General features: G+C 62.7%; 26 protein-coding genes and 2 pseudogenes. 14 read left to right on the forward strand and 14 right to left on the reverse strand.

Annotation, left to right across the window (positions count from 1 at the left end):
- Nucleotides 1-3 precede the first annotated feature (3 nt).
- Complete coding sequence (locus E3T25_RS13965; protein ID WP_134374947.1) at nt 4-228, reverse strand: hypothetical protein; 225 nt, start codon at nt 226-228, stop codon at nt 4-6.
- 81 nt (nt 229-309) lie between these two features.
- The gene (locus tag E3T25_RS13970; RefSeq protein WP_134374949.1) at nt 310-774 is read right to left on the reverse strand and encodes a cupin domain-containing protein; all 465 of its coding nucleotides are present in this window, start codon (nt 772-774) and stop codon (nt 310-312) included.
- A gap of 418 nt (nt 775-1,192) precedes the next feature.
- Here E3T25_RS13970 and E3T25_RS13975 point away from each other — a divergent pair, with 418 nt between their 5' ends.
- The 3 genes from E3T25_RS13975 to E3T25_RS13985 all read left to right on the forward strand — a co-directional run bounded on the left by E3T25_RS13975 (nt 1,193) and on the right by E3T25_RS13985 (nt 3,195).
- Nucleotides 1,193-1,645: a M23 family metallopeptidase gene (locus E3T25_RS13975; RefSeq protein ID WP_241980900.1), complete on the forward strand. Its 453-nt coding sequence runs from the start codon at nt 1,193-1,195 to the stop codon at nt 1,643-1,645.
- Between the two features lie 79 nt (nt 1,646-1,724).
- Complete coding sequence (locus E3T25_RS13980) at nt 1,725-2,225, forward strand: hypothetical protein (protein ID WP_134374951.1); 501 nt, start codon at nt 1,725-1,727, stop codon at nt 2,223-2,225.
- A gap of 277 nt (nt 2,226-2,502) precedes the next feature.
- Nucleotides 2,503-3,195 (forward strand): hypothetical protein, encoded by a 693-nt coding sequence (locus E3T25_RS13985; RefSeq protein ID WP_134374953.1) that lies wholly within the window; start codon nt 2,503-2,505, stop codon nt 3,193-3,195.
- Nucleotides 3,196-3,282: 87 nt separating this feature from the next.
- Here the strand turns inward: E3T25_RS13985 and E3T25_RS13990 are convergent, their stop codons facing one another.
- A complete protein-coding gene (locus tag E3T25_RS13990) occupies nt 3,283-3,687 on the reverse strand; it encodes a hypothetical protein (RefSeq protein ID WP_134374955.1) in 405 nt (134 codons plus the stop codon).
- A gap of 610 nt (nt 3,688-4,297) precedes the next feature.
- Here E3T25_RS13990 and E3T25_RS13995 point away from each other — a divergent pair.
- Nucleotides 4,298-4,699: a RidA family protein gene (locus E3T25_RS13995; RefSeq protein WP_134374957.1), complete on the forward strand. Its 402-nt coding sequence runs from the start codon at nt 4,298-4,300 to the stop codon at nt 4,697-4,699.
- A gap of 121 nt (nt 4,700-4,820) precedes the next feature.
- On the opposite strand, the gene E3T25_RS14000 is transcribed toward E3T25_RS13995, so the two are convergent.
- Both E3T25_RS14000 and E3T25_RS14005 read right to left on the reverse strand, forming a co-directional pair.
- Nucleotides 4,821-5,435 carry a recombinase family protein gene (locus tag E3T25_RS14000; protein WP_134374959.1) on the reverse strand — a complete coding sequence of 205 codons (615 nt, stop codon included), beginning with the start codon at nt 5,433-5,435 and terminating at the stop codon, nt 4,821-4,823.
- A 438-nt stretch (nt 5,436-5,873) separates the two neighbouring features.
- The gene (locus E3T25_RS14005; RefSeq protein WP_198412294.1) at nt 5,874-6,701 is read right to left on the reverse strand and encodes an SDR family NAD(P)-dependent oxidoreductase; all 828 of its coding nucleotides are present in this window, start codon (nt 6,699-6,701) and stop codon (nt 5,874-5,876) included.
- 414 nt (nt 6,702-7,115) lie between these two features.
- Between E3T25_RS14005 and E3T25_RS14010 the strand changes: the two genes are divergently transcribed.
- Complete coding sequence (locus E3T25_RS14010; RefSeq protein ID WP_166786021.1) at nt 7,116-7,715, forward strand: recombinase family protein; 600 nt, start codon at nt 7,116-7,118, stop codon at nt 7,713-7,715.
- A gap of 213 nt (nt 7,716-7,928) precedes the next feature.
- On the opposite strand, the gene E3T25_RS14015 is transcribed toward E3T25_RS14010, so the two are convergent.
- The 7 genes and pseudogenes from E3T25_RS14015 to E3T25_RS14045 all read right to left on the reverse strand — a co-directional run bounded on the left by E3T25_RS14015 (nt 7,929) and on the right by E3T25_RS14045 (nt 14,597).
- Entirely contained in the window at nt 7,929-8,453 is a 525-nt protein-coding gene (locus E3T25_RS14015) for a hypothetical protein (protein ID WP_134374963.1), read from the reverse strand.
- A 113-nt stretch (nt 8,454-8,566) separates the two neighbouring features.
- Complete coding sequence (locus E3T25_RS14020; protein WP_134374965.1) at nt 8,567-9,022, reverse strand: hypothetical protein; 456 nt, start codon at nt 9,020-9,022, stop codon at nt 8,567-8,569.
- Nucleotides 9,023-9,755: 733 nt separating this feature from the next.
- Nucleotides 9,756-10,496 (reverse strand): annotated as a pseudogene (gene istB / locus E3T25_RS14025) (IS21-like element helper ATPase IstB); the annotation flags it as partial.
- Nucleotides 10,493-11,731 (reverse strand): IS21 family transposase, encoded by a 1,239-nt coding sequence (istA, locus tag E3T25_RS14030; protein WP_134374967.1) that lies wholly within the window; start codon nt 11,729-11,731, stop codon nt 10,493-10,495. The gene istA and the pseudogene istB, both read right to left, overlap by 4 nt.
- Nucleotides 11,732-11,767: 36 nt before the next feature.
- Nucleotides 11,768-12,376: a hypothetical protein gene (locus E3T25_RS14035; protein ID WP_166785026.1), complete on the reverse strand. Its 609-nt coding sequence runs from the start codon at nt 12,374-12,376 to the stop codon at nt 11,768-11,770.
- Between the two features lie 1,276 nt (nt 12,377-13,652).
- On the reverse strand, nt 13,653-13,964 hold the full coding sequence (locus E3T25_RS14040; RefSeq protein WP_134374971.1) for a hypothetical protein: 312 nt from the start codon (nt 13,962-13,964) through the stop codon (nt 13,653-13,655).
- Nucleotides 13,965-14,072: 108 nt separating this feature from the next.
- Nucleotides 14,073-14,597 (reverse strand): helix-turn-helix domain-containing protein, encoded by a 525-nt coding sequence (locus E3T25_RS14045; protein WP_134374973.1) that lies wholly within the window; start codon nt 14,595-14,597, stop codon nt 14,073-14,075.
- Between the two features lie 109 nt (nt 14,598-14,706).
- Between E3T25_RS14045 and E3T25_RS17995 the strand changes: the two are divergent.
- Both E3T25_RS17995 and E3T25_RS17560 read left to right on the forward strand, forming a co-directional pair.
- Nucleotides 14,707-14,808, forward strand: a pseudogene (locus tag E3T25_RS17995) (histidine phosphatase family protein); the annotation flags it as partial.
- Between the two features lie 19 nt (nt 14,809-14,827).
- Nucleotides 14,828-15,094 carry a histidine phosphatase family protein gene (locus E3T25_RS17560; RefSeq protein WP_241980906.1) on the forward strand — a complete coding sequence of 89 codons (267 nt, stop codon included), beginning with the start codon at nt 14,828-14,830 and terminating at the stop codon, nt 15,092-15,094.
- Between the two features lie 117 nt (nt 15,095-15,211).
- Here the strand turns inward: E3T25_RS17560 and E3T25_RS14055 are convergent, their stop codons facing one another.
- The gene (locus E3T25_RS14055; protein ID WP_134374977.1) at nt 15,212-17,308 is read right to left on the reverse strand and encodes a HelD family protein; all 2,097 of its coding nucleotides are present in this window, start codon (nt 17,306-17,308) and stop codon (nt 15,212-15,214) included.
- 273 nt (nt 17,309-17,581) lie between these two features.
- On the opposite strand from E3T25_RS14055, the gene E3T25_RS14060 reads away from it, so the two are divergent.
- From E3T25_RS14060 to E3T25_RS14080, 5 genes are all read left to right on the forward strand, one after another.
- A complete protein-coding gene (locus E3T25_RS14060; RefSeq protein WP_134374979.1) occupies nt 17,582-19,099 on the forward strand; it encodes a SulP family inorganic anion transporter in 1,518 nt (505 codons plus the stop codon).
- Between the two features lie 40 nt (nt 19,100-19,139).
- Nucleotides 19,140-19,841, forward strand: coding sequence for a spermine/spermidine synthase domain-containing protein (locus E3T25_RS14065; RefSeq protein ID WP_134374981.1), 702 nt, complete (start codon nt 19,140-19,142; stop codon nt 19,839-19,841).
- Between the two features lie 165 nt (nt 19,842-20,006).
- Nucleotides 20,007-21,128: a transaldolase gene (tal, locus tag E3T25_RS14070; RefSeq protein WP_134374983.1), complete on the forward strand. Its 1,122-nt coding sequence runs from the start codon at nt 20,007-20,009 to the stop codon at nt 21,126-21,128.
- A complete protein-coding gene (locus E3T25_RS14075) occupies nt 21,125-22,735 on the forward strand; it encodes a glucose-6-phosphate isomerase (RefSeq protein ID WP_134374984.1) in 1,611 nt (536 codons plus the stop codon). The genes tal and E3T25_RS14075 overlap by 4 nt, the downstream gene beginning before the upstream one ends.
- A 125-nt stretch (nt 22,736-22,860) precedes the next feature.
- Entirely contained in the window at nt 22,861-23,313 is a 453-nt protein-coding gene (locus E3T25_RS14080; RefSeq protein ID WP_134374986.1) for a GNAT family N-acetyltransferase, read from the forward strand.
- A gap of 25 nt (nt 23,314-23,338) precedes the next feature.
- Here E3T25_RS14080 and E3T25_RS14085 read toward each other — a convergent pair whose 3' ends face one another.
- Nucleotides 23,339-24,133 (reverse strand): SGNH/GDSL hydrolase family protein, encoded by a 795-nt coding sequence (locus E3T25_RS14085; RefSeq protein ID WP_134374988.1) that lies wholly within the window; start codon nt 24,131-24,133, stop codon nt 23,339-23,341.
- Between the two features lie 90 nt (nt 24,134-24,223).
- Here E3T25_RS14085 and E3T25_RS14090 point away from each other — a divergent pair, with 90 nt between their 5' ends.
- Nucleotides 24,224-24,583: a helix-turn-helix domain-containing protein gene (locus tag E3T25_RS14090; protein ID WP_134374990.1), complete on the forward strand. Its 360-nt coding sequence runs from the start codon at nt 24,224-24,226 to the stop codon at nt 24,581-24,583.
- Nucleotides 24,584-24,634: 51 nt separating this feature from the next.
- Nucleotides 24,635-26,254: a peptide chain release factor 3 gene (locus E3T25_RS14095; protein ID WP_134374992.1), complete on the forward strand. Its 1,620-nt coding sequence runs from the start codon at nt 24,635-24,637 to the stop codon at nt 26,252-26,254.
- Nucleotides 26,255-26,266: the final 12 nt, after the last annotated feature.

Raw genomic sequence — 26,266 nt, forward strand, 5'->3', positions numbered from 1 at the left:
CCCCTACCGAACAGCATCGGCGCGGCCGCTGTCCTTCACCCAGGTTACAGATTCGGGCGTTGTCGTCCGGGCCACCCGGTTGAATACGGCGAGGCCGAGCGGGGCGTGTCCGAGGGCTGCCGTATCGGTCATCATCGCGAGTTCGGCGCCCGTGATGACAGCGAGTTCGCCGGTGCGGCCTTGCGCGATCTTTGCCCCCCAACGCGACGCCGCCGGCAGCAATCGCACTTACGCTGCTCGGGGCAGGTGCTGGCGAGCGTAGCTGCCGTCAACGCGGCGATGGCGGGGCTCCTGGTCGGGCTGCTCCGTTCAGGCGTGTTGGTCAGCGACGGGTTCTGGTTGAACGGACCAGTCGGCGGGTGCATCGTCGGTGTCGGCGTCGGCGATCGCCTTGGTCTGGTGAACTTTGCCCGGCTTGTGGTGTTGCGGCGCATAGACGGTATAGACCTGCATGGGCTCATCTCCGATGTTCGTCACGTTGTGCCAGCTGCCAGCTGGAACGATGACGCACCACCCATCGGTTACCTCCTCGTCGAAGGTCAGTTCGTTCTTGCTTGGTCCCATCTGGGCGCGGCCACGGCCGCGGTCGAGTCGAATGAACTGGTCGGTGTCAGGGTGCTTTTCTAGCCCGATGACCCCGTTGACCGGGATCGACATGAGGGTGACCTGCAGGTAGGTGCCACTCCAAGCCACGGTGCGGTAGTTCGGGTTCTTGAGGGTCTCGGTCTCCAGATCGAATGCTTGAGGACGGGGACCGGTGTCTTCGATGGTCATGATCTCATCGTAGCTTTGCCCGGATCGGATCATAAGGCTTCCCGCGGTTCGATCCTCCTGAGACCATGCTCACGGATCTGTCGCGCTGTCCGTCCGGCTTACGGGCGGCCCGCCTCAACCTGGACCAATCTAGTCGGGCCCGGTGGAGTCGTGCCTCTCGTTACACTGAGCGTGTCGCTCGAACGGGCCACACCACTATGCGCGGCCGGAGGTGCTGGCATGTTGCGCACTCCCCCCGTTGCGCTGCGATTTCCGCTCCAGGGCCGGTGGATCGCAGAGAACAGTCCGGCGAACCGTGTTCCCAGCCATGGCACCCATCTATTCGGCACGACATTCGCAATCGACTTCGTCGCCATCGACGAACGAGGCCATTCGGCAAAGCATGGATTGGCGCTCCGTATTAGCGACGGAGCCCCCCGTGGTCTTTGTCGGATTCGGCGCCCCGATCCTGGCGCCAGCATCGGGCACTGTCGTCGCCGCGGTCGACGGCGAGCTGGATCACGAGGCCCGGCGCTCACAATTGGCGTTGATTCCTTACGCGCTCTCCCAGACTCGCCGAGTTCGAGAGGGCGTGCGCGCGATCGCGGGCAATCACGTGGTCATCGCGCTTGAGCCGGCCGGGCCTTTTGTGCTCATCGCTCATCTCCAGCGCGGATCGGTGAGCGCCGCAGTTGGATCAGTGGTCATGGTCGGCGAGAACATCGGATCATGCGGGAACTCGGGCAACAGCACGCAGCCTCACGTGCACGTGCAAGTCACGGACTCAACGAACTGGCCGACGGCGCGCGGCAGGCCCATCGTCTTTGAACGCCCTCAGGTCAACGGTGGCACCTGGCTCCCGAGGAACGGGGAGACCTTCACCGTCGCATGAATTGCAAAAGCACCCGGCCGAGGTCTCGCTTTTTTAATTGGGCGCTACCGGCTGCGCTTCCCAATCCACTGATGCCCAAGTGTCGCCGGCCGCTGCGTCCGGCGGCACGCTCACCAAGTGGTCGAACATCACCGACACGATCGCGGGCTCCATCCAGCCCACCTTCGACGCAATCGAGGGAACGTGGGACGTGCAGCGCGCCGCGCCACCGGAGTCCGCCTGCTGGACCAAGTCCGAGGACTTGAGTGGTACCCCGCACTGGGCGAAAAGGTCAGACGGCTACGAAGTTGCCTTTTCCGCAAAGAACTCCTGGTTCGATATGGACGAGGACCCGTGGACTACCGCTGAACGCTACGCGCGGGTCTGGACGTCAACCTTCCCTGCCACCAGCTTCGACCCGGATTACGACTTGTTCGCCTACGGGGCCCAGATCGCTGGACTGGTTGACAGCGACCAACTGCGAGTGACGGGTGGGTTCGACGGCGACAACTGGATATACCTCGTAGAGGTGTCTTGCGACACCCCCGGGTTCCGGGCTCCAGCGCCGGGGGTATCGATCGAGCCCTTCGCGCACCCGTAGACAGCAGCGTCAGGTCAGAACGTGAATGGCAACGGATCCTCGAACGCACCGCCACCACTGTCCAATTGACCGTTCCTCTGATGCCGACTCCGCCAGCGCATTCCCCGAAACGATCGGTCTCGAGCGAACGAGTCAGCACGTCAACAGCGCCACCTTGCTGGAAAGACAGGCTTAGCGTGACTGGGCGTATCTTCGGACCAAAGGAGCATCGTGACAAAGGATGCCTCAGCCCTGGGAACTCCTGCAGACGCATTGAACCTAACAGGCAAGGACTCAGATGTTGACACACACGGCGACCGGTTGGCTCATCAACTGTGGTGGAACCTTCGCTCTGATCCCTCGATTCACGCACGATCGACCGCCCACCGATGCCTCAGAGCACGAGATCCACACCTTCGGCATCCCCCTCGTTCTCATCCCAGGAGTCACCGGTCAACAGCCGGACTCGTGGGTATCAGTTTCAGGCGGCTGGGACGGGACGAAGTTCACCGTCGACGCATTCGGCGCCCCCGAGTTCGATGACGGCTTCACGGTCGAACCGGCCAACACCGCACCGGGCGATCGGACACCACCGCGATACGACGAACACTCACGCGCAGTCGAAGGAGCCTTGCTTGCCAGCGGTGCGATCGTCAGTCGCCGCTATCTGAGCGCCCCCGACAAAACCTGGAGAGTAGTCATCTCCGCACCGGACCCCGATGCAGTACGGGAGTCTCTCACCGAGCTACACGGCGATCTCCTCACCCTGGTTCAGTCGAGATGGACCCAACAGCAGTACCGCGATGCCGGCGAACACCTCGCCCACCAGGTCGAGCTCTGGGCGCTGTCAACACTCATCGACCAAATCAACGACGACGGTGTCGACCACATCATTGCGACACCACGGGCGATCACGGCAGAGATCGAAGCGTGGCACCGCGACCTCCCACCAGGACTCGTCACTCTCAAACCGATGATCCGCCCCATCTAGCACGACCCAGCACCAGACCCGCCCGCAAAGGGTTCCGTCAACAAGGCAGTCTGTCGCGTTCAGCACCGGCTATGGCCGCGGCGTGAACTAGTGGTTCTTGACGAGGATGTTCTCGCCTACTTTCGTCCAGCCGTCTCGATTCAGAGTGCCATCCTTCACGATCATGACTTCAAAGCTTGCCGACTTCATTGTCGTCATATCTGAGCCGCACGCGCCTTGAAAATCCGTGGCCCCTCTGTACGCGAGCAGGCAGACAGGGAGGTCAGTTCCCTGCGCCAGATACAGCCGTGTCTTGTCAAGGGAACGCACAAATCGCACGCTGTCAAGGTCGAACCCGTCCAATGCAGGCAAAGGAAGGTCGCTCGGAATAGCGTCCTCTGCGCTGGGCTCTCTCATGAGGTCGGAGTAGCCACCGGCAGCTGAACAGCCCATCAGGCTCAGGGCGGCAGCGGCCACCGCGACCATCTTCGCGCACGTGAACTTGTCCGCCACATTTCCCCCAGGTTCAGGCCAACGTATCGACTACGAAATCGGCCCGCAAGAGTTTCGTTTCGCGGTCCGTGGGTGCACGCAGCCCTAGACCGTTTCGCTAGGACTTTCCCGGTGTCTCTCTGCATCCAGAAGGACTCGCCGACGGCTGCTCCCTGGACCAGCACCAAGCCAGCCGCGAAAACGGAAGCAGCTGAAGTGGCGAGCATAGCGGTCAACACCACATCGGGTTTCAAGGTCATTGCCTGTCCGGTCATGGACGTGAATTCGCACTGCAGCCCCAGCGGGATCAACGTGATCCGGCCAACGATCGGCTGTCCGGGGTCTACGCTTTCGCGAGACGCCGGGAGTGCGTCCACAAGGCACGAATAGCTTGGATCTCGGACCGCGTAAATCGCCGCAGCTGGCGGCAATGCCATGAAGATGGCCAGCCCACACAACGCGGTAGCCACCCATCCCCTCGTTCCCATTTGGCCATGCAACCACATTCCCTTGCGCACGCCGGGACTTTCTCCTCAAGTCGCGGGAAGTGACCGCACAGGGTTCGTCTCATGGGCCCCGTTTCGAACTCTCCCAGTGGCCCCTATCGGTATGTCGTGTAATCGTGAGAGATATGACCATTGAGCGCATCCGCCCTGAGGGGCTTGTCCACAGTCAGGCTTTCAGTCACGTCGCCATCGTGCCGGCCGGCGCAACCACGATCTACGTTGGCGGTCAAAATTCCGTCGCCGCAGACGGCTCACTCATCGGTGAAGGCGATGTTGCGGTGCAGTCCATTCGCGCCCTAGAAAACGTCAAGATTGCGCTGGCCGCAGCTCATGCAACTATAGAAGATGTAGTGCAGTGGACGGTGCTGTTCGTCGACGGTGTTGACCTTGCCACGGCGTATCAAGCCATCGGGTCCGCACTCGCTTCGGATACTCCAGCTCTAGTCATGGGGGCCCGAGTTGCCGGACTCGGTGTTTCAGGAGCTCTTGTCGAGATCGCCGCCATCGCCGCCGTCGTTCGCCATTGACCGCTAACCTGGCCTGGCGTTCGAAATCAAGGTTGGCGGTAAGAACTAGTTAAGCGCCAGGTCCGGCGAGTCGGATTTGTCCCGGTCAGGGTTTCCTTCTGACACTCCCCAGGTGGGGCCACTACTTCTTCGATAGGAGCTTCGCACCGTCCGACCGCAGCTCCCCCGCAGGTGAGACATGGCGGTACAAGGTCTGCCGGGTGATCCCGAGCTCCTTGCAGAGGTCGCCAACCTTCGTTTCCTTCTGCCCCATCGCGGCCATGGCCAGGCGGACCTTGGCCGGCGTCATCTTGAACGGCCGCCCGCCCGTCCTCCCCCGTGCTCGAGCTGCGGCAAGCCCGGCGATTGTGCGCTCAGAGATGAGCGCCCGCTCGAACTCGGAGAGAGCAGCAAAGATTCCGAAGACGAGCTTCCCAGGTGCCGTCGTGGTGTCGATCGTTGCGCCCTCTCCGGTGAGCACCTTGAGGCCGATGCCACGGTCGGTGAGGTCATGCACCGTATTGACCAGATGCCGCAGGTCTCGACCGAGCCGGTCCAGCTTCCAAACCAGGAGCGTGTCACCATGACGCAGCGCCTTCAGGCAAGCCGCCAGGTGTGGCCGGTCGTCCTTCTTGCCGGATGCCATGTCCTCGTAGAGATCCCCTGCAGCGACGCCGGCGGCCAGGAGTGCGACTCGTTGTAGATCAGTGCTCTGCGAACCATCAGCTTTTGACACGCGCATGTATCCGACGAGCATGCTCGACCCCTGTCATTTAAACGTTCGATTGCGCGACAGAGGCGGCTCACCCTCGAGGAAGACAGAAACTGTCACACAACCCGTCATCCAGCCTCCGTATCGCAAACAACGCAGAAATAGTCCAAAGTGACGGCTACAGGAGGGCCACCCATGTCACATTCCGAACCCGGTTTCGTGCGATCGCTTGATGACCCATTGAGCTGAGCTCGCAGACTCCACAGCGGCCCGAGTGTCTCGTATCCTGTGGGGTTTCGCGACGGTCATTCGGCCAGCGCGGCAGTTCGTCGCCGAGCCGATCCGGAATGGCGGGCGGCTCTTGCCACCGATGATGGGTCCTGGCGGTGGAGAAGTTGGAGGCTCGAACTAAATGTTGGTCCCACCGACGTTGTGAGCGCGATCGGGGGGGACAACACCTAGCCCTCGGTAGGGGCTGGTCTACTAGATGCTGCGGTGGTCGCGTACCGCAAGTTCAAGGGCCTCGAGGCCGGGCGCGAGGGCGGCATCCACCGCCATCGGATCGGTGATATTAAGTTGCTGCATCTCGCGACGACTCTCCGGTGCGGTGTTGATTTCATGTTCGCCAGCCTCGAGCGCAGCGATGAGGTCGGTGATGACGTCCTCGAGCGGTCGACGTCCCCACCCGAGCTCGGCACCGGCGGTCTGTGAGGTCATCATCGCCGTGTCGGTCGCGCCGGGATAGACGGTTGCCACATGCACACCCGTTCCGATCAACTCTCGGCGAAGCGACTCGCCAAACTGCGAAATACCCGATTTCGTTGCAGCATAGATCGAGTAGAACGGCATGCCGACGAGCGCAATCCCGCTTGAGATGTTCACAAGGATGCTGCCGCGTTCTTTCCCGCTGTGCCGAAGCGCGGGAAGCAGGGTCTTGGTCAACAGAATCGGAGCAGTGAGATTCAGATCGATCATCGAGTGGACATCCGCATCGCTTGTCAATTCGAGCCTGCCCGCGCGCACATTTCCGGCGTTATTGACGAGAAGATCAACGATGCTCCACGACGAGACCAAGTCTGCGATCCGCTCAACAGCGCCGGGCTGAGTTAGGTCTTCAACCAGGACCTCAGTGGTTCCGCCTTTGGCGGCCACGAGCCGCGCAGTTTCTGCGAGAGTGTCCAACTGCCGACCGACGAGCAGCAGATGACCCCCACGGCGACCAAATTCGAGGGCGAGTGCCCGACCAATGCCCTGCCCCGCGCCCGTGATGATTCCGTGCCTTTTGGTGAGGTCCAAATTACTGAGATCCATGGACTGGCTACTTTCCGTTGATTGTGACTGGCTGACGGCAGCGGGTATCTCCGACTACTCTCAGACGTACTTCCACCACAACCGGACACCACCGTCTTTTATTCACGATCCAGCGACCGCTTATCCCAATGTCACCGGGGCAACCTGCAGAGTCTCGTTGCTGATCTGACCGAGGCAACCGATAGACAGCCATTGCTCCGGCGGCCGCGTCTTTGGTTGGGGGTCTGACCAGTAATGGAACAGTATTGAGGCAACGTCCGCGATGCTCGGCCGCAGCCCCACCGTTTCATATCCATGGAAGTTGAGACGCTACGCACAGTTAGGAATAGTGTTTCTTTGAACACGAAAAGATAGCATTTGCTACATGTATCAAAAGAATCATCACGGGCATAGAAACGATACGTTAAATCGATGATGAAGAGAAACGGCATCGAGCCGGCCGCGGAACACTATGCCTTCGGCTACCGGCGAGTGTCGAGCGTGAAACAGTCGTACGAACGGCAGACCAAGGCGCTGCATGATTTTGGGATTCCCGATGACCGGATCTACGAAGACGAGATCAGTGGCAAGTTCAAGACCCGTCCCGGACTTGATGCCCTGCTGAAAACAGCTCGGCGCGGCGACACCATCACGGTCTCTTCCCTCGATCGTCTCGGCCGTACGGTGCTGCACATCCTCCAAACGATCGAGGAGCTCGAACACCGTGGCATCTCCGTCCACTCATTGAAGCCCGGGGAACAGTTCGAGGGCGTCACCGGCAAGCTGGTGCGCAACATCATGGCGTCGATCGCGGAATGGGAACGCGAGAACATCAACGAACGCGCCGCCGAAGCCCGAGCAGCACGAGAAGCCAAGGGGCTCACAACGGGGCGTGCCAAGTCAGTTTTGATCCCCACGAAAATCGAGGCCGTCCGCACGTTGCGCGCCTCGGGTAAGACGATTGCCTACATTGTGACGAACCAGGCCATGAGCCGCGCCAGCGTGTACCGCGCACTCGCTGAAAGCCGTGACTAACGCCCCGGGCCCGGGAAACATTGAAGGGACGATTACGCGCGTCTAGTGGTCCGAACGGACTTCCTGCACGATGTTCCGGAAGCAAGTCCCACCCGTGTCCCGCCGAGGGATGGTCAGTCGGGATTGAGGAGGATGGCGACGCCGAGGTCGCGGCGGCCTTCGGTCTGCTCGGCGAGCACGGCGGCCCGATGATGGACTCGGTCCCGTGCATTCTCAACGGCGGGTGAAGATCTGTTCTACCGTCGCTATTCCCGCGGTAACGTCGCTCTCTGGCGTACTGGTCAAGATGAGCTTGTCACTCTCGCATCCCATTTCGGCGGTGGTGTCCGGCGTAGGAGTGAAGTCCTGCTCGTCAGTCGTTGTTTCGCCGCCTTTCGCGACCGTTGTCGTTCCGGAGCCCTTCGTCCAGACGACCTCCCCGTAATTCAGTTCGGAGCCGTGGACGCTGTATCGTTGCTCCGCGGATCCTTTGATGCTCTGGTCAACGGTTGCTTCGACACCTTCCACGACAGTCTTCACCGAACTGGACACATCGACCTGGACTATTACAGTGTCGTCATCAAAAATGATCGTGTGGTTTCCGGTCGTCGTATCCGCGGTGGAGTTCGCTTCCGCTGACGCGACAAAGTCAAGGTCCCACGTTCCCAAGAGGCAGGACCTACCGCCTGTGGATTGACTACCGTTCGATGTGCACCCTGTCACCGAACCGCCGATCAGGCCCATCGCTGCGATGGCCATGGCAAGCCTGATCAAGCGGGGTCGGGGGCCTATTACGCGTTGTGCGCGTGTGCGGTGAGCTTGCGCGCTGAGCTTTTCGTTCCCTCTAAACATCACTGCGTGTCCGGGGGCTATCAACAAGAGATCATCTTGATGTAGCTGTTGCCAACGTTCACGTAAATGATCCAACTCGTCGATCCGTACGGTGTTACAACCTTGCACGTGCCGTCGACAAAGAAGTAGTCCGGCTTGAGTTTTATCGAAACGGATGAGCAGTTGTAGTAGGTCAGCGTGAAGTAGTTGTCGTCGCCGTAGGTGACGTTTTCACCGCACCTGAGAGCGGCCGTAGTGACGTCAGTTGTCACCTCGGTGACCGCGGCATCGAGGTTATCGTTGGTCGCGGACTGGTCCTGGACCAACTCAACTGTTATGGTCACAGCCTCGCCGGGCACTACTTCAATGGATTGTGTCGCGCTCGGCACAGACGCGGCCGGCTCCTCCGCCATCGCCGCGGTCCCGCCAACCACTGCCAAAGCCGCTGCCAGCACGCCGCCGATCGCTAAGTTCGCTACTCCCCGTGCAACTCTCATAATTTGGCTCCCCCCATTTTGATGGTCTCAACGGCGCCGAAGAATCGTTATGCGTGATTTTTGAGTTTTCTCAGACGCTTCGCCTTCTTGCGAGCCGCATTGTCACAGGGCGATAATGAGCCGAGAACAAAACTGCGGCACAAACCGCTTCCTGGTCTAGATCGTAGCGAATGTCAACTGCACCGTATGTAGGCTTTTCGGTGGACAGGCACGCGATGTACTCCTCGCCAAGAAGGGCTCGAACCAGGGGTCACCCCCCCCCCCCCCCCCCCCCCCCCCGGGATGTGGTGTAGCGGACGGTGATCCCGCATTGGGACGTGCCCATAACGAGCTGTAGCCGCCAGCCAACGGCCGACGGCTACAGCTTGCAGAGCCTTAGATCAACTCGCAGTAACGGCCTTCATTGGTGTATCCGCTCCCACGGTCCCGCTGCCACCCGTTGGACCAGTTGGCGTTCTGGTTCACAGAGGCGGTAACGGAGCGAGATGTCCCGTTGACCCAAGTGCCCGAACCTCCCGTCGCCAGCTGAGTTCCTGCCGTGCAGGAGCTCAGGCTGGACTGACCGAGTCGGATGAACGCCAAGGCGCTTCCGGACCCGGTGTATGTTGTTGAAGCTCGGATCTGACCCAGAACGGGGCGGTTCAGCGAGAGTTGTTAACGCCGACCCAAAACAGGGCCAATAGTGCCGATTGAAAACAGGGCCACTGTGTGTGTTTCTACTATGCCTACCGGGCGTCGGCTGGTGGCTTCTGAGCCGGTAGCTGGTGCCTTTGAGGCTGATCACGTCGGCGTGGTGGACGATGCGGTCGATCATCGCGGAGGCGACGGTCGGGTCGCCGAAGACCTCGCCCCAGAGCCCGAATGACAGGTTGCTCGTCATGATCAGCGACGCGTGTTCGTAGCGGCTCGCGATGAGCTGGAAGAACCGGTTCGCAGCGTCCTGATCGAACGGGATGTAGCCGACTTCATCGCAGATCAGGACGCTGTAGCGGCGCAGCCGGGTCAGCTCCGCGGCGAGTTTCCCGCGGGAATGGGCGTCCTGGAGGCGGGCGACCCAGCCCGTTGCGGTGTCGAAGAGGACGCGGTGGCCGTGCTTGGCGGCCTGAACGCCGAGTGCGACGGCGAGGTGTGTCTTGCCGGTGCCGGGCGGGCCGAGGAGGACGACGTTCTTCGCCTCGGTGACGAAGGTGCTCGTGCCCAGGTGCGCGATCAGGTTCCGGTCGGCGGAGGGTTGGTGATCGAAGTTGAAGTCCTCCAACGTCTTGTGCCCAGGGAACCGGGCGGCTTTGATCCGCAGCGCCGCACCTGACGCTTCCCGCTCAGAGACCTCGCGGGAAAGGACCGCGGCGAGGTATTCCTCGTGCGACCAGCCGGCGTCGCGGGCTTGGTCGCCCAGGCGCCGGAACGCGTCGCCGATCCTCGGGGCGCGCAGCGCGCGGGCGCAGTACTCGATCTGAGATGCCGTCGCGCTCATGCGATCAGGCTCAGATCAGTCAGGCCGCGACCGGTGTCAACACCAAACACGTCGTCGTAGGACGAGAGGCTGGCTGTCTCGACGAAAGCGACGTGAGCCTGGGGTCGTTGATGGCGGCGCAGCGTCTGAAACTGGCGGCGCAACACGGCCGCCTGGACGACGTGGTCGGGGTCGGTGACGGTCAACTGCCTGGCCCAAGCGCGGTCGTGGGAGGTGACGGTGACACCGTTGTGAGCGACGTGGATGCGCTCGAGGTCAGCGGTCACGTCCACAAGCCTGCCGATCAAGGCCGGCGCGACGGAGTAGTCGTTCGAGTGCACCCGAACGTAGTAATCCCGCGGCAGCCGAACCGTGTTGCGGAACAAAACATCTGGGACCACAGGTGAGAGTGGGCGCATCGCGGCCCGGTCCTGGGCGATCAGGTCGATCGGACTGGCCCGCCGTGAGCGGGAGTGCCGCGCGTTCGCGATCGGCAGCCAGGCCGCCATCTGTTCGTTGAAGTCCTGCGGTGAGGCGAAGCCGCGGCCCGGCATGAACGACGAGCGGAAGAACCGGTTGCGGCGCTCGACCATGCCCTTGGACTCCGGATCAAGCGCCTTGAGGAGCTTGATCGCGGTGCCCAGCGTCCCGGCGAACGCGGCCGTAGGCTCGGTGAGTTTGCCGCGGCCGATGCCGGTCTCGTTGTCCCAAAGCAGCCGTTTCGGCACCGCCTGCGCGGCTTGCAGCAGAGACCACATCCCGCCGAGCAGATCGGGTGTCTTCCGCGACGGCAACATCAGCGCCTGGAAGAACCCGGAGAACGTCGACGTCATCACCAGCACCGGCGGCATGCCCTCTTGCCCGTGTCCCAGCGGCAACGGCTCGTGCGGGAACCACAAGTCGCACTGGACCTGCCGGCCCGGCTCGTGAACGAGGCGGTCCGCGGGATCCGGCGGGACATACTCCGGCCGGACGCCGGCGACCTTCTCGCGGAACACCGACGCGGACCCGGGCCAGCCGACGCGCTCGGCCAACGTCGACGCCGGCATCGACGGCGTCACGGCCAACAACGCCCGAACCTGCGGGGCGAACGCGTCGAAACTCGACCCGACAGCGGGCCGCTGGTACTTCGGCAGCCGGTCCGTTTCCAGCGCCCGCTCCACCGTCCCCCGCGAGACGCCGACGAGCCGCCCGATCTCCCGCTTCGAGTACTCACCCGTCGAAAACAGTTGGCGTATCTTCGCCCAATCGTCCATATTGATCACCTTCCATACTGGTCGGTGGTCCTGTTTTCAATCGGCGTTAATGGTCCTGTTTTCGGTCGGCGTTGACAAGAGTGTGACGTTCGTGCCGTAACCGGTTCCCTGAGTTGATACTCCGCCGTCAGACGGCAGAGTCGAATCGGCGAAGGCAATGCCTTCATCGTCCAGGATGACTGAACGCGACTCGACAATGCCCGCAGCGGGTGCTGCAATCGCATTGTCGCCACAGATGTGTCCCTCTTCAAGAACAACGGTTTCTGTGCCGAACCCTGTCGTCTGCACGCTTACGGTGGGGGTTTCGGTCAGAGTACAACCCCACTGCTCCATGACCGACTCCCAGGGCACTGTGTTCCAGTAGGTTTCGAGCTCGTCGTTATACGCCGCGAAGTCTGAGTCCGACGATCCGGGCGTGTGCTCCGGAACGGGATTCTCCGCGACGAACACCGCAACGACACTCTCTGCCTCGGCCTGCTCAGATGCGCTGACCAGTGAAGTGTCTGGCTCATAGGTCTGGATCGGGTCAGCAGCCGTAGTTGAGGAGCTCGCCGACGCTGGCAAGGCGCTTCCGAGTACCAGAAGCGCGCCGGCCGAACCGACGGCCACCGCACCCCATGCTTTTCGTTTCCTATCAAAGATCATTACAAATACCCCCTGCCATGTCTTCGACGACACCACTTGACGTCGATACAGACGTGATCAGAGCAAATCACCTCTCCCGTCCTCGGCACAAGGACCGGGTAAGGCCAATATCTGCGTGGACGAGCGCCCAAAGCCGACCGGACACGTTCCCGCCGGGGAATGTCGGTGCGACGATCCCCTAACGGGCGCGGTAATCGACTTCGCCAGGAGTCGGGCCCATATCTAGAAGGGCCTCAACTTCCATGGTTGCAAAGCAGCCACCGCGATGCACGACTTCTAACCACGCACCGCTCACGTTTCCGTCCCACGAGGAGGCGTGCATAACCAGGCCCTGGCCGGCGAACCGTCCAGTAGTCGGCACGTAAACGAATGTGCGGTGAGGCGGTTTCGGGTTGCTCTCTCCGTGCCGTCTGCCCTGCTCATCGATGAATGCATAGGCCATTGCCATGCCGCGCACCCTAGGTCGAGCCGCCGACAGCTCCCCAGCCGCCGTTTTTTGGGTAGCACCACTGCGCCTGGCGGTCTCCCTCAGTGAAACCGGCGGCAAATGCCGCGCACAGGAAGGGTGCTGCCGCGCATGTATCCCGCGACGAGTTGCCCGCCGGGCAGCTCCGCAGCAGACGGACGAGCTGTGCAGGCGTGAACTCACATTGTGCAATCGTGAACGGAAAATGACAGCCTCGGAGACACGGGACGTCCACTGCGTACCCAAAGCGAAGGGACGCGTAACGGAGTTCTGCCCGGAGCTCAAACCTAGACCGGAGTCTAGAGCGGAGGTGGGTGCAATCCGACTAGGCGAAAGACCCATTGTAATAAAAATAAATCCCGATCAGCGGTTATTTTAAAGTAGGGCGGCTGGGACTTGAACCCAGGACCGACGGTTTCCGACGACCCCGCTGAACGTCTCGACCCGAGCGTCGTGACCTCGAGTGATCTCGACCTGACCGGTAGTTCCTTGCAATTTCTGAGCCAATTGTATCGACCCACTTCGACCCACCTAGGCCGGTCTCGAGGCAATAAACGGTGCATAAACGTGCGCGCATCAAGTCTGCCGATGATCCGCAACCGGAGACCGCAGAGTGGTTCTTCGTGACCGTCATGGGCTACCCGATCGGTTGATCGCGACCAACGCCGCGTTGATGGTTCCTTCGGGCGGTTTTTCCATCAATCGTCCCTAAATCTTTGAGATAAGGGCGGCGACGGAGTCCAGGGATGCCGGCACACGAGGCCTCGGCACCGGCGCTCCATTCTTCAGGGATCTATAGTCCATGACGAACTATCCAGACAAGAAGTCCTGCGCGCGCTGGATCGTAATGTTGCGTCGGGTATCGGTGACCGGGAGCTTCTTGCAGATCCGCACGAGGGAGACGGGATCGATGAGCCCGGCTTCGACTAGCGCATCCACAAACTCCAGGTCCTTTTCGTCACCGCGAACCAGCTTCGCGGCACACAGGTCGTGTGGATCGAGGCATCGGGCCAGTGCGCCGTTGGGACCGTCTGGTGCCAGCTGAACCGTGCGGGTCTCCCAGCCATTCGGGAGCACCGCGGTCGTGACGTTGACACCCTGCACGTAGAAGCCGTGGTCCATGTGAAACTGCGACCACTCCGAGGATGGCCTGGCTGCCGATGACGAGTACCTCGCGTTGCTCAGTGACCCTGGTCACTTGCCGGATCGCCTCCTCGAGTTCCCTGCGTTTCATTCCTGGTTAGCCCGCTCGATTGCTGCGACCCGCTCGCCCTGAGTGAGAGCGCCAGCGAACGGCGAGTTCTGTCGGAGTTCTCGCCCTTCCGGAGTGTCCGCGAGCATGCCCAGGATGAGTAGGTCCACGGGACCATCCACAAGCTCGGTCCAACGATCCACCCACTTCTGCCCGATCGGGGAACGAAGCCGAGCCCGAAGGCGAGCGAGGTTGTCCGGCACCACATCAAGCACAGCCTGCGGATCGGTCCTGAGCTTGTTCGCGAGAACGCGATGCAGTTCCATCGTCACCCTCTCCTCACGACGAGTGTTAACGACCTCCATGCGAGGACGGCGCCCCATCACAGCCAGGGCACGCTTGAGCGTTCCGAGCTGAATCCGGTCGTCCCGCTCGGACTGTTCCATCCGCGTGACTGTACTGGGAGCAACACCCAGATTCTCAGCGAGATCACGAACCGTCCACCCGACTGCCCGGCGCGTGTCTGCAATCGTTGTCGACATCTTAGTCCTCCTGTGTTGCATTGTACTGCAACAAGGTCGAGGGCGCTCGAGGTCGCCCCCTGACCAACAACGAAACACCACCAAACAGAACTTGACCCTCCCGGAGTGGATTCGGTATTACTGATGCCGTGTGCTCACTGGCGATCCACTAACCGAATACCCCACTCCGGATAACCCGTCGGGGAGGCTGCTTCTCCTTCGTCACGGCGAGACGGAGTGGTCGAGGGATGGCAAACACACAGGACTCACGGATGTTCCGCCACTGCTCGAGGAGAGGATCTTGGCCGCGGTGCCGGAAGTTGGCCGACGGGGATGTCGCCCTGGTCGCGCATGGCCACTTCCTGCGCATCCTCACGGCCGTGTACGTGCGAATGGCCCCGCGATTCGCGTCTCAGATAACCTTGGATGCTGGATCGGTGTCGGTGTCGGTGTCGGTGTCGAGCTTTTACCGCGAGCAGCCCGCAATTTTGTTTTGGAACTGCGGACTCGAGCTTCCCGTGGTGCCCTCAGAGTCTTGAGGACGAGATCGCTTACCGGCGGCCGATGAGGCCCTTCATGCCCCAGAGAGAAGAGTAAACCGACTGCCGCTTAGTTTCGATCACTTGAACGTCCTGACAGGGCAGGGCTCTACCGGTTCAGTACGATCCGCTTCGCTCACGCTCGAATTGTAGGAACGTCGATGCAGTGCCGGTGTGAGTGAGGTGGAGCTGATGCATGGCGCGCGTGCACGCGATGTAGAGCATGCTGCGGTCGATATCGGTGGCATAGACGGCGTCATTGACGTGCGGGACGATGACCACGTCGAACTCGAGTCCCTTGGCGATGTGGGCCGAGGTGATGATGATCCCACCGGTGAAGGTCTTGCTGTCGTAATCGAGGAGGGTGAGTTCGATCCCCTCCGCAGCGACGGCTCGATAGAGCTGCTCGGCCTGGTCGAGAGTTTTGCAGACGATCCCGAGCGATCGGTATTCGCTTCGCTCGTGCGCCGCGATGATGTCGAGAATGAGCGCGGTCTCGTCCTGTGGAGTGTCACAGCCGACGAGCTGCGGCGGCTGGCCATGGCGTTCAATGGGAATGAGCTTGTCGTTGCGGGAGATGTTCTGAGCGAATTCGGTGATCTCGGTGGTCGAGCGGTAGCTCTTGCAGAGCTCGAGGCAGTCGGCTTCGGGAAAGATGCTGAAAATCGTCTCGAGGTTCGAAGAGCTGAACGGGTTCACGGACTGGTTGGAATCGCCGAGGATCGTCATGTTGCAGGCGAACAGCTTCCGCAGGACCGCGTATTGGATGGGGGTGTAGTCCTGCATCTCATCGACGAGCAGGTGACGGATGTCTTCGTAGCTGTCATGGCGTGCCGTCGCAATGATCGTGAAGATCAACGGTGCAACGTCCGAGTGCTCGATGCGCTTCCGATCGAGCATCTTGAATTGTCCGAGACGCGATGGCTGATCGAAGAACGCCCGGTACAGCGCGAGAGCGTCTCTGAAGGGGAACATTGCGCGAACCTGCTTGCGAACACCGGTCGAGTCGGTGGCACTCCATTTGCCGTCTCGGTCGAGCACGCGCTGCTTCATCAGGTGGATAGCACTGTCGGCAACCCGATCCAGTCGGGTGAAAACGGGAGAGGTGTGTCCGCTCGCGTAGGTCTCTGCGACCCAGTCGGCGGTCACCCGCTCTGAATGCTGCAGAATCCCATCGGGCATGAAGTCCTCTGCCCGGGCGGCGATCCACTCGTTCAGGGCCTCGACGAACTCCGGGGTCGCTTTGGCTCGCATCCGATCGGCGGCAGCCTGGTCGACGTCGTCGAGGAGGCCGCTGACCTGCTCGCTGAAAGTCTGGTGCTGCACGACCTTGGTGAGGAAGCGCGCGGCGATGCGGTCCAGGTCGATCTCCGCGACCTGCTCCTCGCCCAGCTCGGGGAGGACGTCGGCGATGTAGTCGGCGAAGACCTTGTTCGGAGACAGGATCATGACGTTGCTGGACGACAGGGTGTCCTTGAACCGGTAGAGCAGAAACGCCAACCGGTGCAGTGCGATGGAGGTCTTGCCGGAGCCCGCAACGCCCTGCAGGATGAGCACAGTGGCCGTCTCGTTGCGGATCACCGCGTTCTGCTCACGCTGGATCGTCGCGACGATGTTGCGCATCTTGTCATCGGCTGACTCGCTGAGCTCGCGCTGCAGCACCTCGTCACCGATATTGATCGAGCTCTCGAGCTGATATTGCAGCTGTCCGCCCTCGATCTTGTACTGGCGCTTGCCCGTGATCTCGCCCTCGGCGACCCCCTCAGGCGCGAGGAACGACGCCGAACCGGTCTCGTAGTCGTAGTAGAGACTCGAAACCGGTGCACGCCAATCGTGCACCCGGAGGTCTTGCGTCTCGGGGTCCCAGAAACCGTGCACGCCGATGTAATACGGCCGTGAGACATCCGTGTCCGTGCGTAGAAAGTCGACCCGCCCGAAGTAGGGCGAGTTTCTCAGCCGCTCGAGAGAGTCACGTAATTTGACCGCGTAATTGCCGACCGTGATCGTCGTTGAGACCTCCATGCGGGCATTCGCCTTCTCCGCGTGATCCATATCGCGCTGATGCTCCCACATCTGGCGCTTCTGTTGACCGATCGAGATGGCCGTGCGGTCGATCGAATCGACCATGTTCGCGTGCGCCGACTCCAAAAGCTCGAGCGTCTTCGCGAGGTAACGATGTTCGGCTGCCTCGTCGGTGGTAAGGGTGTCTGTCATGTGTTTCTCCTGCGGAGGTGCACTCCGGATGCGTATCGCGTCAACTGATCGGATCAGGACTGATCCCGGCGTGGCTGAGCGCGGCGTGGAGGCGCATCAGAGACGTCCGAACGTCGCAACTCAACCCTAACGTATGTGTTAGGTTGACGGTTCCAGGTCCAGCTAGTGGCGTAGGAATGCCACCCCCCTGAGCACCCCTAACCTGACGTTAGGGTAGCGTTTCCCTGTCGGCTGTCCTCCCAGGTCCGGCTTCGTTCCCTGCCGGAAGGCCTCATGGCTGTTCTCACGAGTTCGCCCAAATCCACTCGCTATAAGGCCGACCCTTCGGTGCTGACCGCGCTGCGCTCTCCGCGCCTGCTCACCCGGGAGGTTCTCGCCGGCCTCGTCGTGGCGATGGCGCTGATTCCCGAGGCGATCTCGTTCTCGATCATCGCCGGCGTCGATCCCCGGGTCGGACTGTTCTCCTCGTTCGTGATGGCCGTGTCGATCGCGTTCCTCGGCGGTCGACCGGCGATGATCACCGCGGCGACCGGCGCGATCGCACTGGTGATCGCCCCCGTCGCCCGCGAGTACGGGATGGACTACTTCATCGCCACGGTCATCCTGGCCGGGGTCTTCCAGGTGGTTCTCGGGGTGCTCGGCGTGGCCAAGGTGATGCGGTTCATCCCCCGCAGCGTGATGGTCGGCTTCGTCAACGCTCTCGCGATCCTGATCTTCATGGCCCAGCTCCCCCACCTTCTCGGAGTGCCGTTCATGGTCTACCCGCTGGTCGCCGTGGGACTGCTGATCATGGTGGTGATGCCCCGCCTCACCAAGATCGTTCCCGCCCCGCTCGTGGCGATCGTGCTGCTCACCGTGGTCGTCGTCGTCACCGCGATCAACGTGCCCACCGTCGGCGACCAGGGCGAACTGCCGAAAAGCCTGCCCGAACTATTCATCCCCAACGTTCCACTCACCTGGGACACCTTCACGATCATCGCCCCCTACGCCATCGCAATGGCGCTCGTGGGCCTGCTCGAGTCCCTGATGACCGCGAAACTCGTCGACGAGATCACCGACACCCACTCCCGCAAGACCCGCGAGGCCTGGGGCCAGGGCGTCGCCAACATGCTGTCGGGCATCTTCGGCGGCATGGGCGGCTGCGCCATGATCGGCCAGACCATGATCAACGTCAAGGCCTCCGGCGCCCGCACCCGCATCTCCACATTCCTCGCCGGAGTGTTCCTGCTGATCCTCGTCGTCGGCCTCGGCGACCTGGTCGCGATCATCCCAATGGCCGCCCTGGTCGCCGTGATGATCATCGTGGCCGTGCTGACCTTCGACTGGCACAGCATCCGTTGGTCCACCCTGAAACGGATGCCGAAGAGCGAGACGACGGTCATGGTCGCCACCGTCGTGGTCGTCGTGCTCACCCACAACCTCGCGATCGGCGTGATCGTGGGGGTGCTCGTGGCCATGGTCGCCTTCGCCCGCCGGGTCGCCCACTTCGTCAACGTCGAGCGGACCCTGCCCGAGGGTGAGCCTGTGCCCACCGCGTTCTACACGGTCACCGGCGAGCTCTTCTTCGCCTCCAGCAACGACCTCACCACCCAGTTCGAGTACGCGGACGACCCCGACCGCATCGTGATCGACATGACCCGCTCCCACATCTGGGACGCCTCGACCGTCGCCGCACTCGACGCGATCACCAACAAGTACGAACGCCACGGCAAACGGGTGATCCTCGTCGGCCTGAACGACGCCAGCACCCTCATCCACACCCGCCTCGCCGGAAACCTCGGCGGCGAGTAACCGTGCACGGGAACAACATGGCGAAAGAGAGAGGCCGCCGATGATCGTGAGATTCGAGGAACTGGACTGGCAGCCGACGCCGATGGGCGACCTGACTCTTCGGCGTCGGATCGAGCCCACGCTGGGGGTCGAGGTCTTCGAGGTGAAGCTGGGCGAGGAGTTCCTCATGTCCAGCCTCTTCACCGTCGCTGAAGAAGAGCTGGCACACCTGGGCCTCGCCGCAACCGAGGGCGACGAACTGGCCGTGCTCGTCGGCGGACTCGGACTGGGCTACACCGCACTGGCGGCCCTGGCCGACCCGCGCGTGCACGCCCTCACCGTCGTCGACGCCCTTCCCACCGTGATCGACTGGCACCAGCGAGGGCTGCTTCCCACGTCAAGCGCCCTCACCGGCGACGCACGCACCAGACTGCAGGCCGACGACTTCTTCGCACTGATGCGCGCTGAGCCGACGCCCGATTCCCCACGCTACGACGCGATCCTGGTCGACATCGATCACTCGCCGCGCCACCAGCTGGATCCCAGTCATGCCGATCTCTACACCGTCTCGGGTCTGCAGGCGCTCGCGCGTCACCTCCAGGTCGGGGGCATCTTCGCGCTGTGGTCCGACGATCCGCCCGACGACGATTTCCTGGCGAGCCTGGGCAGCGTATTCGTGACGTCCACCGCCCACGTCATCTCCTTCGACAACCCCCTCACCGGCGGCGCGTCGACCAACACCGTCTACGTCACCACGACCTGATCTTCGAAACATACTCTTACGTAAGTGTAGAGTTGGGGTGCTGTGATCCGGTAGCGATAGAAGCTGAACCCTCCCCCACGTTTGCAACAGGCAACGACCTTGCCGTGATCACCGCGACGAAACCAGCTGGCCTTGACTATTGCCAGCGTCAAGGAGATAACAGCTATGACCCACACGTCCACAATGACTCCCACGCAAAGGCTCTCCGATGCGGGAGTCAGCATCTGGCTTGATGACCTGTCGCGGGAGCGAATCCAGTCCGGGAGTTTGAAAGAACTCATCAAGACCCGCAATGTGGTCGGGGTCACAACCAACCCGACGATCTTCGCGGCGGCCCTCGCCCACGGTGAGTCTTACGCCGAGCAGATCAAGGATTTGGCGGGCACAGGCACAAGCGCGGCTGATGCGGTCTTTGAAATCACGACCACGGATGTTGCCTTGGCGTCGGATATTCTCCGGCCCATCTTCGTGCAGACCCAGGGGTTCGACGGACGGGTCTCGATCGAGTGTGCGCCCGTGAACGCCCATCGGGCCGATGCCACGATTGCCGAAGCAAAGGCCCTCTGGTCCCGAATCGACCGGCACAACGTGATGATCAAGATTCCCGCTACCGCTGCAGGGCTGGAGGCCATCACGGCGGTCATCGGTGCCGGGATCAGCGTCAACGTGACCCTCATCTTCAGTCTGGACCGCTACCGCGAGGTGATCGCAGCGTACCTGGCAGGGCTGGAGAGGGCGAAGAGAGCCGGACTGGACCTGTCCAGCATCCACTCCGTTGCATCCTTCTTCGTGTCCAGACTGGACACGGAAATCGACCGCCGACTGGACGCCATTGGCACGGACGAGGCCCACGCCCTGCGGGGACAAGCAGGAATCGCCAACGCGAGGCTCGCATACGAGGTCTACCAGGAATCGTTCACTGACCAGCGCGCACAGGGACTGATCGCGGCCGGAGCCAACGAACAACGGCCGCTCTGGGCGTCAACCGGCGTCAAAGACCCGACCAGGCCCGACACGATGTACGTCGTCGAGCTCGCCGCCAGTGATGTCGTGAACACGATGCCCGAACGAACACTCGAGGCCACCCACGACCATGCCAGTGTTCGGGGTGACACGATCACCGGCTCATACCCGGCCGCCGTGAAGATCCTGGACAGGATCGCTGCCATCGGCATCTCCTATGCCGGAGTGACCGACTACCTCGAGGCGGAGGGCCTGAACAAATTCAGGGCGTCCTGGAACGACCTCCTCCAAACCGTCCGCCTGGCCCTGGAGGCAGCCAAATGAGCGTCACGATTCGCCGCAGCCGCGACACGGAATCGGCTGTCCGACGCGCAGTCCCACTGCTCGTCGCGGATAGGGTCGCCACGCGCCTCTGCGCCCAGGATGCAACCCTGTGGGGAGCCGCCACGGGGGCGACCGCCCGAATCAGTCTCGGCTGGACACCGGCAGTCGCCGCCGCCCGGCCCCTCATTCCTGAGATCCTCGCCCTGCGCGATGAACTCGCCGCCGCGGGGATCAGCCACATCGTGCTGGGCGGGATGGGCGGATCCGCCCTGGCATCGGAGATGATCGCCCGCACCGCCGGGGTCGAGCTCACCGTTCCGGACACCACCGATCCCGACCGAGTGCACGCCGCCCTCCACGACCGCCTGAGCAGCACGGCCCTCGTCATCTGCTCGAAGTCCGGCGAAACCATCGAAACAGACAGCCAACTCCGCGCCTACGAGAAGGCCTTTGTCGATGCCGGCATCGATCCTCGAGGACGCATCATCGTCGTCACCGACCCGGGCACCCCGCTCGAAGGCAGCGCGCGCCGCGCGGGTTACCGCGTTTTCCTCACTGACCCCCGTGTCAGCGGCCGATACTCGGCACTGACGGCCATCGGGCTGGTTCCGGCCGGCCTGGCCGGTGCCGATATCCAGCAGCTCCTCGACGAGGCGGAGGCGATCACCCCAGATCTGGCCGTGGACGCGATCGAGAATCCCGGGTTCATTCTCGGTGCCGCAATCGCGGCCACCAACCCGTTGAGGGACAAACTCGGCTTCATCGTCACCGGGACCAGAGCCGTCGGCTTTGACCTCTGGGCCGAACAGCTGATCACCGAGTCCATCGGCAAGCGAGCGGGAGGCCTCTTCCCGTTCACGCTCGCCCCGAACGCACCGGAACTCGACGCCCGGGAGGCCATGCACCTGCCCGATCTGCAGATCGTGCGCCTGGTCGATGACGCCGACTGCTACGAGGACTCCCGGCCGGGAGACATCATCGTCAGCGGTTCCCTGGGCGGCCTGGTTCTCCTGTGGGAGTACGCGAGCGTGGTGGCCGGACGGATTCTGGGCATCAACCCGTTCGCACAGCCCGACATCGACGCGTCGGATATGGCGACGCGCGCACTTGTCCAAGTGGGATCTCAACCCGTGCCCCCCGCACTGACCTCGGAGCGAATCGAGGTGCGCGGCTCCGCCGACATCGTCAACGACTCCCACACGCTGAAGGAGGCCGTGGACTCCCTGCTGTCATTCCTCGGCGACGACGGCTATGTGGCCGTGCAGGTCTATGCCGACCGCCTGGCCTTCCCCCAACTGGAAGATCTGCGTGACAGCCTGGCCACCAAGGCACGCCGACCGGTGACCTTGGGCTGGGGTCCTCGATTCCTGCACTCCACCGGCCTCTACCAAGAAGGAGGCTCGGCGAAGGGTGTGTTCCTGCAGATCACAACAACCGGATCCACGGATCTCTTCATCCCGGGTCGCCCGTTCACGTTCGAGCAGCTTCTGGCCGCCCAGGCCGCCGGTGACACCCAGGATCTCCTGGACCAGGGACTCCCCGTCATCACATTGACCCTGCCGACACCGGAAACGAACCTGACCCATCTGATGGCGGCACTCGGCTGACGCCGCCCACCCGACCAGCGGCGGCCGCATCGCCCGCATCGATGCGACCGCCGTTGTTCCACCAGCGAACGAAGACCAGAGAACGAAGACCAGAGAACGAAGACCAGAAAGGCTAATCGATTCGTATGACTGAGCTGCGATTGGAAGTACTGTCCGCCAGCAACGTAGTTGCGGCCAACAACCTGAGTCTGAAGCCGGGGCAGGAGCAATTCATCACCCCCGTTTCATATTCGGTGGCAGCAGCAGCGACAAATCCGACCGTTTCCTGGCAACGAGTGGTGTTGCACGAAGACCAAGTCGTCGGATTCATCCATGGCAACTTCGACCCCGACGCCGAAGAGGAAGAATTCCGGGCGTGCCTCTGGCGCATCAGCGTGCACGCGGACGCCCAGGGTCAGGGCGTCGGGACGTTCGCCGTCGCCGCCCTCGCCGACGAAGCCCGCCACCGAGGACTCCATCGCGTCACCGTGATCTGGGAACCCGGGGCCGCCGGGCCGGAGGCCTTCTTCCACCGCGTCGGATTCACCGACGTCGGCCAGACCCGCTACAGCGAGGTCATCGGGGCGCTCGAGCTCTAGAGGCCACCGCCGCGACGACTGCAGCTCAGGCCCGAGGCCCGTTCAGGGACAGGGCAGTGGGCCGTTTGGGGAGCAGATTGTCACCCGAGGACTGCCGCCTGGCCCGTCGAAGCAGCCAGGGCGCCAGATAGGTGCGAGCCCACACGAGATCATCGGTGCGGGCGCCTCGCCAGGTACCGTCCGGCATCGGTTCGGGGTCATAGGCCTGGAGTACATTCGCGACATTGAGAGCCGAGAGCACGCTGCGGGCCACCGCGTGATGTCCGAGGGCATTCAAGTGCAGCCGGTCGGGCGCCCACATGCGGGGATCCTGAATCTCGGTCAGGGCCCACAGGTCAGCGACAACGCACTCCTGTCTGACCGCGATGGCCCGCAAATTCTCGTTGTAGATGGCGATCCTGCCGCGAACGCCGCGAAATACCGGGGAGAAGCCGAGGTCAGGACCGGTGAACAGGACGATCGTCGCGTTGTCCCGCTTGAGCCGTTCGATGGCGGCCTCGCACCGGACCGCGACCTCGTCCGGGTCACTGCGCGGCCGGATGACGTCATTCCCGCCAGCCGAAATCGTGATCAGGTTCGGGCGCAACGAGAGCACCGGCTCGATCTGCTCGTCGACAATCTGCCGGAGCACCTTTCCGCGAACGGCGAGATTGGCGTAGGCGAAGTCGTCCGTGCCGGCGCTGAGTACTTCCGCGATGCGGTCGGCCCAGCCCCGATACCCGCCCAGGCTGGCCGGTTCCGGATCGCCGATGCCCTCGGTGAAGGAATCGCCCAGAGCCACATAACGTGACCACGGATGTTGCTTGGTTCCACTATTCATAGTCCTCAGATCTTTGTCTCAACCACAAACACTACTCTTACGTTAGAGTAGATATGTGCGGTTCTTTCTGCACGAAAAGAGGTGGCTGTCATGCTTATCGGTGAATTCGCCGACCGGACCGGACTCTCTCAACGCACCGTCCGGCACTATGACGAGATCAAAGTGCTTCAGGCCTCCGGGCGTAGCGAGTGCGGATACCGTTTCTACGCTCCCGCAGACCTGGACCGGGCCCGGGTCATCCGTGCCATGCGCGCACTGTCGCTGAGCACAACCGAAATCCGGGACGACCTGGCGATACTGGACCGGGTCGAATCCGCCTCCTCTGCACCAACACCGGCCGATCGCCGGGAGCTGGCCGCAATACTGGCCGACGCCGAATGTCGCGAACACGCCCTGCGTGAACGGATCGGCTTGGCAAGCGATTTCGTGGAGATGCTCCGCGCCCTCTGACTCCCCTGGCACCAGATGCCGTGTCACCGTCCCTTCCCGAGGAAAGAATCAATGATCCATCCCCCAGAGGTGTCCAACCTCGACGTTCTGTCCGAGGCCCTCCGCCGTCGCACGTTCGCGGTGATCTCCCACCCCGACGCCGGCAAGTCCACCCTCACGGAGGCGCTGCTCTTGCACGCCCACGCGATCGACAAGGCAGGCGCGGTGCATGGCAAGGCCGGCCGACGAGGAACAGTGTCCGACTGGATGGCCATGGAGCAGGCCCGCGGCATTTCCGTCACCTCGGCCGCGATCCAGTTCGACTATCGCGACACGGTGATCAACCTGGTGGACACCCCTGGCCACGCGGACTTCTCCGAAGACACGTTCCGGGTGCTCTCCGCCGTCGATGCCGCCGTCATGCTCGTCGACGCCAGCAAAGGCCTCGAGGTGCAGACGATGAAACTCTTCGACGTGTGCCGGCAGCGCGGCTTGCCCGTCATCACCGTCATCAACAAGTGGGACCGCCCCGGCGAGGACGCCCTCGCCCTGATGGACGAGATCCGGGCCCGTACCGGCCTCATACCCACGCCGCTCACCTGGCCGGTGGGCATCTCGGGAGATTTTCGCGGGGTACTCGATCGCCGGTCCGGCGACTATGTGCGGTACACCCGCACGCCCGGTGGCGCCACGGCCGCGGTCGAAGACCGCTTCAGCCCGGCTGACGCGGAAACCGCAGAAGGGGACGCCTGGGTGACAGCGTCCGAGGAATCCAGTCTGCTCCGAGTCGAGGGCCAGGACCATGACGAGGCCCGATTCCTTGCCGGGGAGACCACACCCGTGCTGTTCTGCGCGGCCGTGCTGAACTTCGGCGTGCAGCAGCTTCTGGAAACGCTGGTCGAATCCGCCCCACCGGCCGAAGCGCGAGCCGATATCGCCGGCCGCCGCCGCCCCGTCAACGCCGCGTTCTCCGGATTCGTGTTCAAGGTCCAATCCGGGATGAACGCCGCACATCGCGACCACGTCGCATTCGTCCGCGTCTGCTCCGGAGTCTTCCACCGGGGAATGGTCGTCACCCACGCCGCCAGCGGACGGCCGTTCGCTACCAAGTACGCCCAGCAGATGTTCGGCCAGGAACGCAAAACGGCCGACGAAGCCTGGCCCGGCGACGTGGTCGGCCTGATCAATGCGGCATCCTTGCGCGTCGGAGACTCCCTCTACGACCAGGACCCGGTTGAATTCCCACCCATGCCCCTGTTCGCACCCGAGCATTTCCGGGTGGCACACCCGGCAGACAGCAGCAAACACAAACAGTTTCGGCGCGGCATCGACCAACTCGACCACGAGGGCGTCATCCAGGTCATGCGTTCAGAACTGCGCGGTGACCAGGCGCCGGTGCTCGGCGCCGTCGGACCGATGCAGTTCGAAGTCGTCGAGGACCGCATGACTCACGACTTCGGCGCCGCCATCCGTCTGGAAGCACTTCCTTACCAACTCGCCCGGCGCACCGATCGTGAAAGCGCCGAGATCCTCGGGCACGACCGCCAGGTCGAGGTGCTGCTGCGGTCCGACGGCACCCTCCTAGCCCTGTTCAGCACTCCGTGGCGGCTGCGCAACACAGTCAGGGACCACCCCGAGCTGACACTCGAGGATCTCGCCACGGGCAGCACCGCGGTTCCCACCGACTACTAGGCGCACGTCTCA

It is taken from the genome of Cryobacterium sandaracinum (assembly GCF_004403415.1).
Taxonomy (GTDB): domain Bacteria; phylum Actinomycetota; class Actinomycetes; order Actinomycetales; family Microbacteriaceae; genus Cryobacterium; species Cryobacterium sandaracinum.